20 protein-coding genes are annotated in these 14365 nt (G+C 70.7%); 16 read left to right on the forward strand and 4 right to left on the reverse strand.

Features of this window, described 5'->3' with window-relative positions; translation table 11 throughout:
- Positions 1–160: 160 nt before the first annotated feature.
- Entirely contained in the window at positions 161–328 is a 168-nt protein-coding gene (locus AB0F98_RS17125; RefSeq protein WP_076471705.1) for an amidophosphoribosyltransferase, read from the forward strand.
- A 6-nt stretch (positions 329–334) separates the two neighbouring features.
- On the opposite strand, the gene AB0F98_RS17130 is transcribed toward AB0F98_RS17125, so the two are convergent.
- The gene (locus tag AB0F98_RS17130) at positions 335–988 is read right to left on the reverse strand and encodes a hypothetical protein (RefSeq protein ID WP_357735797.1); all 654 of its coding nucleotides are present in this window, start codon (positions 986–988) and stop codon (positions 335–337) included.
- A 139-nt stretch (positions 989–1127) separates the two neighbouring features.
- On the opposite strand from AB0F98_RS17130, the gene AB0F98_RS17135 reads away from it, so the two are divergent.
- Positions 1128–1331: a hypothetical protein gene (locus AB0F98_RS17135; protein ID WP_357735800.1), complete on the forward strand. Its 204-nt coding sequence runs from the start codon at positions 1128–1130 to the stop codon at positions 1329–1331.
- Positions 1332–1339: 8 nt separating this feature from the next.
- On the opposite strand, the gene AB0F98_RS17140 is transcribed toward AB0F98_RS17135, so the two are convergent.
- The 3 genes from AB0F98_RS17140 to AB0F98_RS17150 form a co-directional block, all read right to left on the reverse strand.
- Positions 1340–1804 carry a hypothetical protein gene (locus tag AB0F98_RS17140; RefSeq protein WP_357735803.1) on the reverse strand — a complete coding sequence of 155 codons (465 nt, stop codon included), beginning with the start codon at positions 1802–1804 and terminating at the stop codon, positions 1340–1342.
- A complete protein-coding gene (locus AB0F98_RS17145; RefSeq protein WP_357735807.1) occupies positions 1801–2013 on the reverse strand; it encodes a phosphatidylethanolamine-binding protein in 213 nt (70 codons plus the stop codon). The genes AB0F98_RS17140 and AB0F98_RS17145 overlap by 4 nt, the downstream gene beginning before the upstream one ends.
- A gap of 71 nt (positions 2014–2084) precedes the next feature.
- On the reverse strand, positions 2085–2957 hold the full coding sequence (locus AB0F98_RS17150) for a universal stress protein (RefSeq protein ID WP_357735811.1): 873 nt from the start codon (positions 2955–2957) through the stop codon (positions 2085–2087).
- 118 nt (positions 2958–3075) lie between these two features.
- Here AB0F98_RS17150 and AB0F98_RS17155 point away from each other — a divergent pair, with 118 nt between their 5' ends.
- The 14 genes from AB0F98_RS17155 to AB0F98_RS17220 all read left to right on the forward strand — a co-directional run bounded on the left by AB0F98_RS17155 (position 3076) and on the right by AB0F98_RS17220 (position 14324).
- A complete protein-coding gene (locus tag AB0F98_RS17155; protein WP_357735814.1) occupies positions 3076–3822 on the forward strand; it encodes an SAM-dependent methyltransferase in 747 nt (248 codons plus the stop codon).
- Between the two features lie 107 nt (positions 3823–3929).
- Complete coding sequence (locus AB0F98_RS17160; protein ID WP_357735817.1) at positions 3930–5108, forward strand: SpoIIE family protein phosphatase; 1179 nt, start codon at positions 3930–3932, stop codon at positions 5106–5108.
- A 52-nt stretch (positions 5109–5160) separates the two neighbouring features.
- Positions 5161–5631, forward strand: coding sequence for a MarR family transcriptional regulator (locus tag AB0F98_RS17165; protein ID WP_357735822.1), 471 nt, complete (start codon positions 5161–5163; stop codon positions 5629–5631).
- A 357-nt stretch (positions 5632–5988) separates the two neighbouring features.
- On the forward strand, positions 5989–6618 hold the full coding sequence (locus AB0F98_RS17170) for a CDP-alcohol phosphatidyltransferase family protein (protein ID WP_357735825.1): 630 nt from the start codon (positions 5989–5991) through the stop codon (positions 6616–6618).
- Positions 6615–7547, forward strand: coding sequence for a DUF881 domain-containing protein (locus tag AB0F98_RS17175; RefSeq protein ID WP_357735828.1), 933 nt, complete (start codon positions 6615–6617; stop codon positions 7545–7547). The genes AB0F98_RS17170 and AB0F98_RS17175 overlap by 4 nt, the downstream gene beginning before the upstream one ends.
- Positions 7544–7876: a small basic family protein gene (locus tag AB0F98_RS17180; RefSeq protein WP_076471715.1), complete on the forward strand. Its 333-nt coding sequence runs from the start codon at positions 7544–7546 to the stop codon at positions 7874–7876. The genes AB0F98_RS17175 and AB0F98_RS17180 overlap by 4 nt, the downstream gene beginning before the upstream one ends.
- Before the next feature lie 10 nt (positions 7877–7886).
- Positions 7887–8822 carry a DUF881 domain-containing protein gene (locus tag AB0F98_RS17185; protein ID WP_357735831.1) on the forward strand — a complete coding sequence of 312 codons (936 nt, stop codon included), beginning with the start codon at positions 7887–7889 and terminating at the stop codon, positions 8820–8822.
- A gap of 56 nt (positions 8823–8878) precedes the next feature.
- Complete coding sequence (gcvH, locus tag AB0F98_RS17190; protein ID WP_350790351.1) at positions 8879–9259, forward strand: glycine cleavage system protein GcvH; 381 nt, start codon at positions 8879–8881, stop codon at positions 9257–9259.
- A gap of 214 nt (positions 9260–9473) precedes the next feature.
- Entirely contained in the window at positions 9474–9926 is a 453-nt protein-coding gene (locus tag AB0F98_RS17195) for an FHA domain-containing protein (protein WP_007071101.1), read from the forward strand.
- A gap of 50 nt (positions 9927–9976) precedes the next feature.
- Positions 9977–10678: a MerR family transcriptional regulator gene (locus AB0F98_RS17200; RefSeq protein WP_355149957.1), complete on the forward strand. Its 702-nt coding sequence runs from the start codon at positions 9977–9979 to the stop codon at positions 10676–10678.
- Between the two features lie 181 nt (positions 10679–10859).
- Positions 10860–11324, forward strand: a complete 465-nt coding sequence (locus AB0F98_RS17205; RefSeq protein ID WP_357735835.1) for a bifunctional nuclease family protein — start codon at positions 10860–10862, stop codon at positions 11322–11324.
- Between the two features lie 205 nt (positions 11325–11529).
- Positions 11530–12123 carry a MerR family transcriptional regulator gene (locus AB0F98_RS17210; RefSeq protein ID WP_357735839.1) on the forward strand — a complete coding sequence of 198 codons (594 nt, stop codon included), beginning with the start codon at positions 11530–11532 and terminating at the stop codon, positions 12121–12123.
- A 624-nt stretch (positions 12124–12747) separates the two neighbouring features.
- Positions 12748–13146 carry a group 1 truncated hemoglobin gene (locus AB0F98_RS17215; RefSeq protein WP_357735842.1) on the forward strand — a complete coding sequence of 133 codons (399 nt, stop codon included), beginning with the start codon at positions 12748–12750 and terminating at the stop codon, positions 13144–13146.
- A gap of 2 nt (positions 13147–13148) precedes the next feature.
- Positions 13149–14324 carry a globin domain-containing protein gene (locus AB0F98_RS17220; RefSeq protein WP_357735845.1) on the forward strand — a complete coding sequence of 392 codons (1176 nt, stop codon included), beginning with the start codon at positions 13149–13151 and terminating at the stop codon, positions 14322–14324.
- The last annotated feature ends 41 nt before the right edge of the window (positions 14325–14365 follow it).

Raw genomic sequence — 14365 nt, forward strand, 5'->3', positions numbered from 1 at the left:
CATCGCCACTTTGCGGCTGGCGTCACGTTCGGGTCTGCACGTCGCTGAGCTCGTCCGGCGTCCCGTAGGCCGCGTGACCCCCGGACGGGGGAATGGTGCGTCGTTTCGCCACCCCACCGCGCCTGCCGTCCGTACGGTTCGGCTTGTGAAGGACCGAGGGTTGCGGACGTTCCTGACCGTGCTCGCGGGGCTCGCGGTGATCTACTTCGGCACCGCGGGCCGGGACCCGGAGGAGGGTCGCGGGCTTACCGGCGGGCTGGTGCTGCTTGCGCTGCTGGCCTCGCTGCTGGTGTGGCACCTCACCAAGCCGAAACCGGCGGCGAAGTAGCACGGCTCAGCGGGCGCGCGCCGCCCGGTTGACGTCGTCGGCGGAGTCCTTGTCCAACGCCACCCGCACCAGGGCCGAGGCGAGCCGACCGAAGTCGGGGCCGCGGACCAGCCCGGCCAGCTTCTCCGCCGATTTGGGCAGTCCGACCCGCTCCGCCCCGGCCAGTGCCCGCCGGTCGGCGAACGGCCGCAGGTCCGCCCAGACCGCCTGCGCCTCGCGCAGGAAGATGTCCGCGCCGGTCGGCCCGATGCCGGGGAACTCGGTGAGCAGGCGGCGCATCGCCGCCGGTTGGCCGCTCGCCTCGCGGTGCAGCCGGCGCAGGTCCCCGCGCCAGCGGTCCAGGCAGAGTTTCGCGCCATTGCCGAGCATCGTGGCGGTCCGCTCGTCGTACCGGCGGTAGTGGCCCCGGCCGAGCGCGTCGACGCGCTGCTGCCAGCTCGCCCGCTCCATCGCCTGCGGGGTGCGGTAGCCGGCCGCGAAGAGTTCCCGCGCGGCCGCCACCGCCACCGAGGCGCGGATCCGGGTGCTCAGCAGGGTGGCCAGCACGAGCAGTTGGTACAGCGGTGCCGGCTGGTCCGCGAGTCGGATGCCGGCCTCCTCGGCGTACGTGTGTCCGCTGCGGTCGAGCAGAGCCCGGGTCGTCGTGCGTTCGTCGCCCACGGTGGTGGTGTACCCGTGCGGCGGCCGCCTAGCACCCGCCGCCGCCTGCCGTTCCGTGGGCGAATGGCGCCGACGGCGGTGGGTAACCCAACGTGGAGGCGGTCGATGCCGTGAGCCGTCCACCCGGAAGGAGACACCGGTGGTCAATCCGCAGCAGCAGGAGTTCCGCCGCAACGCCAAGGGCGCGACGAGCCAGGACAGCAAGGGCCCGAAGCCGACCGGCCACCCGCTCAACCGGGGCTCGTCCCATGGTGACGAGGGGCGACCGATGCCGAAGGGTCAGGCGTCGCCGTACGGCCCGACCGGTGAACTGGCCGAGGACGAGAGCGACGCCAAGGGCTGAGCGCCGGGTTACGAGGGCGGTCGCAGCCGGTTCCAGGTGGCTGTGGCCGCCAATCCGTAGAGCAGGTGCGGAATGATGTCGGCGATCCAGTCGGAACGTCGCCAGGTGCGGGGGTCGGTCACCTTCAGCACCGTCATCGGCCCGTTCGACATCACCATCACGCCCGCGCCGAGCAGGGGACCGGCCGTGGCGATCGGCTGGCGGCGACCGCGGGTCAGGAGCGCGAAACCCACACCGGCGGCGATTCCGGTGGCGTAGCCGGTCAGCGGCCCGAGCCCGGAACGGCGGTTCTCCGCCGCCTTCGCCGGTCCGAGGCTGACGTGGGCGATGTCCGTGAGCCGGCCCACCACCTGCTCCGGGGTGCTGCTCGCCGGCCGGCCGCGCAGCGCCATGTCGAGGTAGGTGACGACATTGAGGACGGTGCTGCCGACGGCACCGGCGATGGCGCCGTCGGCCAGCTCGACCGTCCTCACTTCGGATCGCCCGGTTCGCGCTCACCCTTGGGCCCGTACACCCGTTCGCCACGGACCACACCGCGCTGGCCCCGATCCTCCTGGAGGATCCGGTTCGCCACCTCGTCCGCGCGGCCGTCCGGTGTCCGCCGTCCGGCGTTGTCGATAGCGTTGCGGATCCGCGCGCGCTGCTTGTCGTACGCGTTACTGCCCGGCCGTGGTCCTGGCATCGCTGCCTCCTCCGGTCGCTGTCGCCGATGGCTTCGCGACGCTTACCCGTTGCCGCTCGCGGCAACCGTGCTCAGCGTGGACCGCGTACCACGGCGACCGGGCAGTCCGCGTGGTGCAGCACCGATTGGCTCACCGACCCCAGCAGCAACCCGGTGAACTCGCCGCGCCCCTGCCCCCCGACGACCACCAGCTGTGCGGTACGGGAGGCCTCGGTGAGGGCCTTGCCGGGGCGCGCGCGTACCGCCTGCCGGGTGACGGGCAGCTCCGGGTAGCGGTCGGCGAACCCGGCGAGCGACTTGGCGAGCACCCGCTCCTCCTCGCCGTGCAGCAGCGCCTCGTCGTACACGAGGGGCTGCATGTCGCCGGGACCGGTCGAGGTGGGGTGCCGGTAGGCGTTCACCGCCAGCAACTCGGCGCCCCGGGCGGCGGCGGTGTCGGCGGCGAACCCGAGCGCGAGGGTGGACGACTCCGAGCCGTCCACTCCGACGACCACCGGCCCGGAGGTGCGCGGCGCCCCGCGGGCGACCAGCACCGGACAGTCGGCGTACGAGGCGACCTGGATCGCCACGGACCCCACCACCAGGGCGGAGAATCCGCCCAAGCCGCGGTCTCCGAGCACGATCATCGCGGCGGTGGCGGTCTCGCCGAGCAGCACGGCGGCGGCCTCCCCGTCGATGATCTCGCCGGTGACGTGTACGCCCGGTGCGGCCGTCTCGGCCTCGGCGACCGCCGCCGCGACGATCTGCTCCGCCTGCTCGCGTAGGCCGCCACCGGCGGCCGGCGCGGACAGCGGTACGTGCAGCAGCGGCCAGATGAATCCGTGGACCACCCGCAGCGGCCGCTGCCGGCGGGTCGCCTCGGTGGCGGCGAGGCGCACGGCCCGTAGCGCCGGCTCCGAGCCGTCCACACCGACGACGACGGCCGCGCCGTCCGACGAGTTCACCATTGACCTCCCGCCCCCGCCGGTCAGTATTCCGGCCGATGCGGTGGCGGCGGAGCGATACCGCGCAGGACGCCCGGTCGGTACGCTGGCGACGACCGCCGGGGAGGGAGCGTCATCGATGGTTGAACCCGATCAGCCGAGCACCGCGCGCATGATCGACTTCTGGCTCGGCGGCGAACACCACTTCCCGGTCGACGTGGCCGCGGCGCGTGCCTTCGAGCGGGCGTACGGGCCGTGCGCGCCGATCTTCCGGGAGCTGCGTGCCTTCCTCGGCCGGGCCGTGCGGGCGATCGCCGCGCGCGGGGTGGACGGGTTCCTGGTGTTCGGGGCCGGGGTGCCGACCATGGGCAACGTGCACGAGGTGGCGCCGGAGGCGACCGTCCTCTACACCGATGTCGACCCCGTCACCATCCGGCTCGGCCAGCGCATCCTCGCCGGCAGTGACCGGGCCGGCTACGCGTACGGCGACGCCACCGACATCGGCACGATCGATCCGGCCCAGCTGCACCGGTTCGTGCCGGGGTGGGGGAGGAGGCCGGTCGGCGTGGTCTTCCTCGGTCTCGCCGCGTTCCTCGACGACGAGACGTTGACCCGCACCCTCGACGAGCTCTACACGGCGGCTGCGCCGGGCAGTTGCCTGGCCATCGACTTCGACACCGAGGAGCTGGCCGGCAACCCCGAGGCACTGGCCATGATGGGCCCGGCGTTCCGGATGCGCTCGCCTGCCGCGTTCCGCCCGTTGCTCGGCCGCTGGACGCCCACCGAGGACGGCGTCGTCGCGGTGGCCCACTGGCGGCCCGAGGTGACACCCCCGGGGGTTTCCGATGCCTTCCACGGCGGGGTCGCGGTCCGCGGGGACGACTGACGAGGCTCTCCACCGTCGGGAAATGGCGGGCGGGCCACCGGCCTCCCGGCCGCTGTGGGCTCTCCGTATGATGCTTGCCCCACAGCAAATTTCCCGGAGGAACAACCATGGTGGACGGTCCCGAGCCGGTGTCACGCGCCCTGCGGGCGGCCCCGCCGGACCAGTTGGTGGAGGCCGCCGACCGCGCGATCCGGTCGGTGCTGGGTGCCACCCGCACCGAGGTGTTCATCGCCGACTACCGGATCAACGGGCTCTGGCCGATGCTCGATCCGGAGCTGTCACCGGCCGGTCTGCGCGACCAGGAAGCGGCGGCCCGGCGCTGCTTCAGCAGCCAGCGGCCGGTTCACGCCGCCGCCGACGAGGGCCGGTGCCGGGTGTTCCTGCCGCTGTCGGTCTGGGGAGAACGGTTGGGCGTGCTCATGATCGAGCTGCCCGGTGTGCCCGGCCCGGAAGGCGAGGAACAGGCCGTGGACATCGCCGGCGCCCTGGCGATGTCGATCCGGGCCGCCGACCGGGAGACCGACCGCTACCGCCGGGCACGCCGACGGGAACGGCTGAGCATGGCGGCGGAGCTGCAGTGGGAACTACTGCCCGGACGCAGCGTCGCGCACCCCGCGTTCCACCTGGCCGGCCAGCTCGAGCCCGCCTACACGGTGGCCGGTGACCACTTCGACTGGTCCCTGGATGGCGACCGGCTGACCGTCACGGTGCTCAACGGCGACGGCACGGGGCTGGCCGCGTCGTTGTTGACCGTGGTCACGGTCAACGCGATGCGCAACGCCCGTCGGTCCGGCGGCGGCCTCACGGAGCAGGCCGAACTGGCCTCGGACACCTTGCACTATCAGCACCGGGGACGGCGGTACGTGTCCACCCTCCTTCTCGAACTGGACCTGGGCACGGGCCAGGTGCGGGCGGTGGACGCCGGATCGCCGCACGTACTGCGGTTGCGGGGCGGCACGGTGGAGCCGATCGCGCTGGACCAGCAACTGCCGCTGGGCATGTTCGCCGAGGCCCGCTACGACCTGCAGGAGTTCGCGCTGCTTCCGGGCGACCGCCTGTTCGTGGTCAGCGACGGCGTGTGGGCGGCCGGTCCGAGCGGCGCGGAACCCTACGGCGACCGGGCGATGGCGCGGGCGATGCGCTCCACGCGGTTGCAGCCGGCGGCCGAGGCAGTTGGTACGGTGATGCGCGAACTGCACGCCTACCACGTGGACACCGATCTGCGCGACGACGCCGTCGTGGTCTGCCTGGACTGGCACGGTGTCCGCGGCCGGGACGCCGAATGAGGCACCGTAGCGGCGGCCGGGCCGCGAGCGGGACGATGGCAGGGGACATCGGGTGGAGCGACCTCCGAATCTCGCCGCGGCGATCGACGCGGCCGCCGAAGCGCTCGTCAACGTGCTGGACTCGACCGCGTCCCGGCACCAGGTCTCGGTTCCGCCGACGCAGTTGCGGGTGCTTTCGTTGATCTGCGCCCGGTCGGAGACGAACGTCAACCGCCTGGCCGAACTGCTGGACGTCGTGCCGTCCTCGGCGAGCCGCCTCTGTGACCGCCTCGAGGCGACAGGGCTGCTCCGTCGGGCGGTGGACCCGCGAGACCGTCGTGAGGTCCGCCTGCTGCCCACCGCCGCCGGTCAGCAACTCCTGCGCGAGCTGACCGAGCGACGACAGCGGGCGGTGCAGGCCGTGCTCGACCGGATGCCGGCCGGGGCCCAGAGCGATCTGCTGATCGGTCTGATGGCCTTCGAGCAGGCTGCCGCGCTCGCGGCCGATGAGCAGCAGAAGGACCCGACCGTACGGACGGCCTGAGCCGCGCCGCCGTCTACCGGGGGCGCCTCCGTCCCGAAGGTTCTGTGGTGACGTCCTCCCATTCGCGCCACGATATCCACCAGTATCCTAGGATGCCCTACGGGTGGTGACGCGTCGCACACCGAAACAGCACGGACGCCGCGACTGTCTGGGCGGCCGAGCCGGGCGAGCGGCCCGATATAGTGGCAGCGCAACTCACTCGGCCCGCGATCGTCGATCGCGGGCCGACTTCAGGCGAAGGTCCCGTTCGGCGGGACCGCACAGGGGGCGCCGGCGGTGGCCGGCCCGACAACGCGTACGTCCCTGCGCAGCGCCCGACCTCGGCCGGGCGCCGGGGCGCGTCGCAAAGGAGGTTCGGTGTCGCGTCGGCCGGCTGAGGCAGAGCAACCACGAGCCTCCGGCGGCGCGGCGCCCGGGCGGGTGCTCACCGTGCCCAACCTGATCAGCTTCCTGCGCCTGCTGGGCGTGCCGATCTTTCTTTACCTTCTGCTGGGCGCCCACGCCGACGTCGCCGCGCTCGTCGTCCTCGCCATCGGTGGCACCACCGACTGGGTCGACGGCTGGGTCGCCCGCCGGCTGCACCAGGTGAGCCGGCTGGGGGAGTTGCTCGATCCGCTCGCCGACCGGCTCTACATCCTCGCCACCCTGGTCGGGTTCACCGCCCGCGAGGTGGTGCCGTGGCAGTTCACCGCGGCGCTCCTGGCGCGGGAGCTGCTGCTGCTCGGTTCGCTGGGGGTGCTTCGCCGTTTCGGATACGGGCCGCCGCCGGTGCACTACGTCGGCAAGACGGCGACGTTCCTGCTGCTGGCCGCCTTCCCGACCCTGCTGCTCGCGTCCGCCGTGCCCGGGGCCACCGACGTGGCCGGTGCGCTCGGCTGGGGGCTGGCGTGGTGGGGTCTGGTCCTCTACTGGGTGGCCGGGGCCATGTACGTGATCCAGGCGTCCCGGCTGGTCCGCGCGGCGCGCGGCGCGGGGGCGGTGGCGTGAGCGCGGACCCGCCCGGACGTGGACGTCCATCCCGCACGTACGCGCCGGACTTCCTGACCGAGCTCTTCCGCAATCCGCTGGAGCCGGGTTACGCGGCCGCGGCGGAGCGCCGCCGGGTCGATCCGCCGTCGAGGGTGCGCGCCCGTTCGGCTCAGACGGTGACCGTCGTGGTGCTGGTGGTGCTCGGCTTTCTCCTGGCCGTGGCGTACCGGCAGACGATGGAGGACGAGCCGGGGCGCAGCCAGGCGCGCTCGGGCCTGGTGACGCAGATCAAGGAGCGGGAGCGGGAGACCGACGAGTTGTCCGCGCGTGCCGACCGGTTGCGGGAGGAGGTCGGCCGGCAGCGGGATGCGGCGTTGAGCGGTTCGGCCGCGGCGCGTCTGCGCGACCTCGAGGCGGGCACCGGGATGGGCCGGGTTCGCGGTGACGGGGTGGTGGTCCGGTTGGCGGATGCGCCTGGTGACGCGGACGCGGTGACCGGTGAGGGTGCGGGTCCGCCTCGGGTGCTCTACAGCGATCTGCAGGGGGTGGCGAACGCCTTGTGGAGCGCGGGCGCGGAGGCGATCTCGATCAATGGGCAGCGGTTGACTGCGACGTCGACGATCCGGTCGGCCGGGGAGGCGATTCTGGTCGACTTCCGGCCGGTGACGGGGCCGTACGAGGTGTCGGCGATCGGGCCGGGGTCGATGAAGCGTCGTTTCGAGAAGAGCCGCAACGCCGATCTGATGCGGGAGGTTGCCGAGAAGACGGGCCTGTCGTTCGGGGTTCGCGAGGCCGACGACCTCACTCTGCCGGCCGCTCCGGAGCCGCAGCTACGCTACGCGGAACCACCGGGTAGCCCGGGCGCCTCGCCGTCGGGTGACCGGTCCGCCAGTCCCGGGTCGACCGGCTCGGGGACGTCTCCCAGCCCCTCCGGAGGTAGTCGATGATCGCGGTGCTGGCGTTGCTCGCCGGTGTGGTTCTCGGGGTGTGGCTCGACCCCAGTGTGCCCGCGGCGTTGCAGCCCTACTTGCCGATCGCGGTGGTGGCGGCGTTGGACGCGGTGTTCGGTGGGGTGCGGGCGAAGCTCGACCGGATTTTCGATGACAAGCAGTTCGTGGTGTCGTTCATCTCGAACGTGCTGGTGGCGGCGTTGATCGTGTACCTGGGTGACCAGTTGGGCGTGGGTGGTCAGTTGTCCACGGGTGTGGTTGTCGTGCTCGGGGTGCGGATCTTCGGAAATGTGGCGGCGATCCGTCGGCACCTGTTCCGGGCGTAGGTTCTAAGCGATGAGCAGCAGCGAGGAGCAGAGCGACACCGGTACGGGTTGGCCGCAGCCCGCGCCTCCGGAGCGTCCGGAGGGGCCGGGCGGGGAGCCGGATCCGCGGCCGGATGCGCCGGATCCGGACGAGCTGAGTCCGCTGGCGCCGCGTGAGGAGCCGGATCGGGACGAGGTCGGGGTGGAGCCGGCCGAGGACGTGACGGTGGGGTTGCCCGGTGACCCGCCGGCGGCGGGTGCTTCGGTGCGTTCGCGGTTGTCGACGGCGAGTGTGATGATCGCCGCGTTGTTGGCGTTGCTGGGGTTCACCCTGGTGGTGCAGTTGAAGACGACGTCGACCGATCCGACTGCGGGTGCGACTCGGCAGGAGGACCTGGTGCGGATCCTGTCGGATCTGGATGCGCGGGAGAACCGGTTGCGGCAGGACATCGCCGGGCTGGAGGACAGCCAGCGTCAGTTGCGTTCCGGTGAGCAGGGTCGGCAGGCGGCGTTGGAGGAGGCGACGCGGCGGGCGGACGAGTTGGGCATCCTGGCGGGCACGTTGCCGGCGACGGGGCCGGGTCTGACGGTGCGGTTCGAGGCGGGTGCCAAGTCGATTTCGGCGTCGCGGGTGTTGGACGCGGTGCAGGAGTTGCGGGGTGCCGGCGCGGAGGCGATGCAGATCTCCGGTGGGGATCGGGCGACGGCACGGATCATCGCGTCGACGTACTTCCTGGATGGGGAGGACGGTTCGTTGGTCGTGGACGGGCGGCGGTTGACGGGTCCGTACACGGTCACGGTGATCGGTGATCCGGCGACGATGCGTACGGCGTTGAACATTCCTGGTGGGGTGGTCGCGTCGGTCCAGGGTGACGGCGGTAACGTGATCGTTGAGGATCGTGAGGCTGCCGAGGTTTCGGCGCTGCACGCGCCGATCAAGCTGGAACACGCCCGTCCGGTTTCCTGACCGGGCGTGGCCGCTGCGGGTGGGTGCCCGTAGCACGATGGATGAAGGACGCGTCTGTGATTCCTGAGGATCTGCGATACACCGCCGAGCATGAGTGGGTGGCGGGTGACGGCACCGGGGCGGTCCGGGTCGGCATCACGCACTTCGCGCAGGACGCGCTGGGTGACATCGTGTATGTGCAGCTGCCTGATCCGGGTTCGGTGGTGGCGGCTGGTGATTCGCTGGGTGAGATCGAGTCGACGAAGAGTGTGTCGGAGATCTACGCCCCGGTGAGCGGCACGGTGGCCGCGCGCAACGAGGCGCTCGGCGACACTCCGGAGGTGATCAACACTGACCCGTACGGTGCGGGTTGGCTGGTGGAGATCACTCCGGATGATCCGACTGCGGTGGACGGGCTGCTGACTGCGGGCGCGTACCGCGAACTCACCGAGAGCTGAGTGAGCTTGATCCGGTGCGTCTGTTCAGTCCGCGCGTCCGGTTGCCCTGCTTTTCGGCGCTGGCTAGGCTCGCCCAGTCGACCGAGAACCCAATAGTTGAGCGTTGCGGAATTGCCTTCCCGGGCACGGGGAGCCAGCCGCCGGGTGTGCGACTGCCCGGCGGCCAGACCCGCCATTACCCGACGCCGACCGAACAGATCCGTGAGGTGGTCCCATGACGCGCCCAGACGACGAGTTCCCCCCGCTCGACGTCACTTCGACGCTCAATCTCGGTTCACTCGACGAAGTGCTGGAGGGGCCGGACACCGATGTGGTGCCGAGCCGGATGTCCGGCTCGTTGCCGCCGGGGATGGCGCTGCTGGTGGTTCGTCGCGGCCCGAACGCTGGGGCCCGGTTCCTGTTGGATCACGATGTGACGACCAGCGGCCGGCACCCTGACAGTGACATTTTCCTCGACGATGTGACGGTGTCGCGGCGGCACGCGGAGTTCCACCGGGATGGTGGGACGTTCACGGTGCGCGATGTGGGGAGCCTGAACGGCACCTACGTGAACCGGGAGCGGGTCGAGGCTGCCACGTTGAGCAATGGTGACGAGGTGCAGATCGGGAAGTTCCGGGTGGTGTTCATCGCCGGTCCGCGTCCGGAGGAGGAGGCCGGCCGGGGGTGAACGAGCCTGCGGCCTCCACGTCACCGGGGGCGGCCCGGTCCCAGCCGCTGATGAGCATCGGTGAGGTGCTGGGTCAGCTGCGGGTGGATTTCCCCGACGTCACGATCTCGAAGTTGCGGTTCCTTGAGGCTGAGGGGCTGGTCGAGCCGCAGCGTACGGCGGCCGGTTACCGGAAGTACAGCTGGGACGATGTGGCGCGGCTGCGGTTTGTGCTGACCGCGCAGCGGGATCAGTATCTGCCGTTGCGGGTGATCCGGGAGCAGTTGGTCGAGTGGGATGCGACTGGTGCTGCCCCGGGTCGTTCCCGGCCGACGTTGGTGGCGGTCGGCCCGGGTGGTGAGGTGCCGGGTCGGGAGGCGGACGAGCCGGTCGAGTCGTCGGAGGTACGGCTCGGCCGGTCGGATCTGCTGGCTCGTAGTGGTTTGGACGAGTCGACGTTGGCGGAGTTGGAGCGGCTCGGTGTGGTGGTGTGTGATCCGCCGGGTTGGTACGACGGGGACGCGTTGATCATCGCTGGGGCGGTGGCGGGTCTGGCGGCGTACGGCTTGGAGCCGCGGCATCTGCGGGGTTATCGGACGGCGGCGGACCGGGAGGTCGGTTTGTTCGCGCAGTTGGTGGCGCCGTTGGTGCGGCAGAGTGATCCGGCGGCGCGGGCGCGGGCGGCGGAGACGGCGCGGGAGTTGGTGGCGTTGTCGCAGCAGTTGCACGCGGCGTTGGTGCGGGTGGGGTTGCGTTCGACGTTGGGCCGGTGAGGCGTCTTCGGGGCGGTGTGCGGAAAGATCTGTCCCGGGAAGCGTGTCGTAGGCTTGCTGGGGTAACCCCTTTCTGGCGCGGGCGTGGTGCGGGTAGCGCGTGGGACGGCCGTGTCGCGGTCCGTGTACCGTGCAGGGAAGGGTGCGGTGCGGCGTAGGTGACAACGACACGGAGGCGGCGGTGCGCGAGCTGAGCGTGGTCGGGGTTCGGGTGGAGCTGCCCAGCAACCAGCCGATCGTCCTGCTCAGGGAGGTCGAGGGGGACCGCTATCTGCCGATTTGGATCGGCGCGGTCGAGGCGACGGCGATCGCTTACGAGCAACAGGGGGTCAAGCCGGCCCGGCCGTTGACGCACGATCTTCTGCGGGATGTTTTGGCGGCGCTGAACGCGCCGTTGCGGGCGGTGGAGATCACTGAGCTCAAGGACAATGTGTTCTATGCCGACCTGTTGATCGGGGACGGGGTGCGGGTGTCGGCCCGGCCGAGCGATTCCATTGCGTTGGCGTTGCGGGTGGGGGCTCCCATTCGTTGTGCTGAGCAGGTCCTCAGCGAGGCGGGGATCGTGATTCCTGATGAGCAGGAGGACGAGGTGGAGAAGTTCCGCGAGTTCTTGGAGCAGGTGCGTCCGGAGGATTTCGCGGGCTGAGCGGGCGGTGCCTGTTGGCGGGCTGTCCGCTGCGTGGCGTCACGGTGGGTGACGTCACGCTTCGTGTGGTGATCTTCCGTGTGGCTGCGCGGCGTGTCGCGGCGGTTTCTGCGCGGTAACTCCTCAAGGTCGCTATAGGGTTGCCGTGTCGAGGGGTCGCGTCCCGGAAACGACGCGGCACCGCACGGGCGGGGAGGTTGTCCGGATGCACGAGGCGCGGAATTCCGATCCGGGTACGGAACCTGACGAGCCGGGTGTGGCGGCGCCGTGGTCGGCGACGGACAGTGACGGTTCGGTGGGTTATCGGGGTGTGACGGCCTGCCATGCGGTGGGTATCAGTTACCGCCAGTTGGACTACTGGGCGCGGACGGGTCTGGTGGTGCCGAGTGTGCGGGACGCCTCGGGTTCGGGCACGCAGCGGTTGTATTCGTTCCGCGACCTGGTGGTGTTGAAGGTCGTGAAGCGGCTGTTGGACGCCGGGGTGTCCTTGCAGAACATCCGGAAGGCGATCGAGGCGCTGCGTTCGCGTGGTGTGGAGGACCTGGCGGGGATCACGTTGATCTCGGACGGTACGACGGTGTACGAGTGCCGTTCCCCGGAGGAGGTGGTTGACCTGTTGCAGGGCGGCCAGGGGGTGTTCGGTATCGCCATCGGTGGCGCGTTCAAGGAGATCCAGGGTTCGTTGTCGCACCTGCCGGCGGAGCCGGCGGCGGATGCGCCTGCCGGTGAAGCGGCGGTGGTGCCGGAGTCGGTGGGCGACGAGTTGGCGGCCCGGCGCGCGCGTCGGCGGGTGGGCTGAGCCTCTTTTCGAGGGTAGGCGTGGCGGGTGTGTCGGTGACGACGCGCCCGCTTATTCGTGTGGTCGGGGTCCGGGGCGGGTTGCGCTCTGGGGTCTGCGGGGTGCTGTCGGGTGGCTGTGTCGTGGGGTTGTGTGACGTACGGTGTGTGCGACGCGCCGAGGGCTGTTGCAATTTTCATGGTGACTGTCCGTGTAGGTAGCTGTGGGTTGTGCCGGGTGGTCGACCGTTCGGCGGGGTTGGTCGTACTCCTGGCTGAGATGGTCTTGCCGGTATGGATGATCCTGCTCAGGCGATCGGTCATTGGCCGTCTGTGGTGGTCAGCGGGGGTGAAGCGGCTGTGGAGGGTCGTTTTCGGATGTGGTTCCGGTGTGGACTGCCGGCCGCCGACGGTTACTGATCGTGGTTTTCCGGTAGCCCAAGGCTGATCATCTTGTCGGGTTTTTGGTCACTGCGCGTAGTGGACAGTGTCAGGAATCTGATAGGGGGGCGGTGACCGGGGGCGCGTGACGCGCTATGGTCCCTGACGCGGTCGGCCCGGGTGAGGGTGTCGCCCTCGGGGCGTCGCCTACCGCGCCGGCGGACCGTTGCCCCTCCGCGCCCCCTCCATTTCGGAAGGAAAGACCGTGACGGTTACGGAAGAGACCACCCCCGTCTCGCACTACGAGCGGATCGGCGGTGCCAGTTCGGTGAAGGCTGCCGTCGAGCTGTTCTACGACAAGGTGCTCGCCGACCCGGAACTCGCCGGCTACTTCACCAACGTGGACATGGTCGGCCAGCGCCGGCACCTGGCGCTGATGCTGACCGTGGTGCTCGGTGGTCCGAACGAGTACAGCGGCCGGGGGTTGGCCGAGGCGCACCAGCCGATGAACATCCCGGTCGAGCACTACGCGAAGGTCGGTGAGCACCTGATCGCGACGCTGACCGAGCTCGGCGTGCCGGCGGACGTGCTGGCGCATGTGCACGTGGTGCTGGGCCAGGTGCAGGACCAGGTGGTGGCCGCCGGGAACCAGCCGGGCGCCTGAACGTGGACGTCGCACGGCTCAAGCAGAGTTGGTCCCTGGTCGCCGCGCACGGCGACCAGGTGCCGCTCTACTTCTACTCGACGTTGTTCCTGTCCCACCCCGAGACCCGGCAGATGTTCCCGACGAACATGGCCGGGCAGCGGGATCGGCTGGTCACCGCGTTGGCGCACATCGTCACCAACGTGGATCAGGTGGACCGGCTCGTCGGGTTCCTCAAGGATCTCGGTGCCGATCACCGCAAGTTCGCGGTACGCCCTGAGCACTACCCGGCTGTGGGTGAGGCGCTGGTCGCCACGTTGCAGCACTTCCTCGGCGAGCAGTGGACCGAGGAACTGGCCCAGGACTGGACGGCCGCGTACGGGCTGGTGTCGCAGGTGATGATCGAGGCCGCGCAGGCGGCGGAGGCGGTGGCCCCGCCGTGGTGGGTGGCCGAGGTCGTGGCGCACGAACGGCGGGCGTTCGACGTCGCGGTGCTGACCCTGCGACCGCAGTACCTGTTGCCGTTCGCGCCGGGGCAGTCAATCGGGGTGTCGCATCCGGCGGTGCGCACGTGGCGTTACTACTCGCCGGCGAACGCGCCGCGGCAGGACGGCACGTTGGAGCTGCACGTGCGGGCCGCGCCCGGCGGGGTGGTGTCGTCGCGGCTGGTGTACGGCACGGCGGTGGGGGATCAGATCCACCTGGCCTCACCGGTGGGCGACCAGTTGACGTTGTGGTCGGCCGGATCGAGTGACCTGCTGCTGCTGGCCGGTGGCACCGGCTGGGCGCCGGTGAAGGCGCTGGTCGAGCAGGTCGCCGCGGAGGGGGCCGGCCGCCGGGTCGACCTGTACGTGGGCGCGCGTTCGCGCCTCGAGTTCTACGACACCGAGACGATCGAGAAGTTGGCCGCCTCGTTCCCGTGGTTGACGGTGACGTACGTGGTCGGTGCGGATCCGCAGCGGCCGGGCGAGTTCGTGCACGCGGCGGATCGGGCGCTGGCCGACGGCGACTGGCGTTCCCGGCACGTGTACGTGTGCGGTTCGGACGAGATGGTCAGCTATTCGGTGCGGGCGCTGACCCAGGCCGGCTACCACCCGGGGCAGCTGCACCACGAGGGTCTCGGCAAGCACTGGTACGGGCCGGCGTGGCGGACGGCGCTGGACGCGTCCGCACCTGACAACTCCGGAGGCGCTCGGTGAACGTGAGTGGTGGACTTGTGCCTGTCGCGGCCACGAACGAA

Origin of the sequence: Micromonospora sp. NPDC023737 (assembly GCF_040639715.1) — a bacterium.
Lineage (GTDB): Bacteria > Actinomycetota > Actinomycetes > Mycobacteriales > Micromonosporaceae > Micromonospora.

Excerpts from the sequence above, each read along its gene's own strand:
- AB0F98_RS17145 (WP_357735807.1), bottom strand. The coding sequence starts at position 2,013 with ATGCCAGGACCACGGCCGGGCAGTAACGCGTACGACAAGCAGCGCGCG.
- AB0F98_RS17155 (WP_357735814.1), top strand. The coding sequence starts at position 3,076 with ATGGTTGAACCCGATCAGCCGAGCACCGCGCGCATGATCGACTTCTGG.
- AB0F98_RS17160 (WP_357735817.1), top strand. The coding sequence starts at position 3,930 with ATGGTGGACGGTCCCGAGCCGGTGTCACGCGCCCTGCGGGCGGCCCCG.
- AB0F98_RS17180 (WP_076471715.1), top strand. The coding sequence starts at position 7,544 with ATGATCGCGGTGCTGGCGTTGCTCGCCGGTGTGGTTCTCGGGGTGTGG.
- AB0F98_RS17185 (WP_357735831.1), top strand. The coding sequence starts at position 7,887 with ATGAGCAGCAGCGAGGAGCAGAGCGACACCGGTACGGGTTGGCCGCAG.
- AB0F98_RS17195 (WP_007071101.1), top strand. The coding sequence starts at position 9,474 with ATGACGCGCCCAGACGACGAGTTCCCCCCGCTCGACGTCACTTCGACG.
- AB0F98_RS17200 (WP_355149957.1), top strand. The coding sequence starts at position 9,977 with ATGAGCATCGGTGAGGTGCTGGGTCAGCTGCGGGTGGATTTCCCCGAC.
- AB0F98_RS17210 (WP_357735839.1), top strand. The coding sequence starts at position 11,530 with ATGCACGAGGCGCGGAATTCCGATCCGGGTACGGAACCTGACGAGCCG.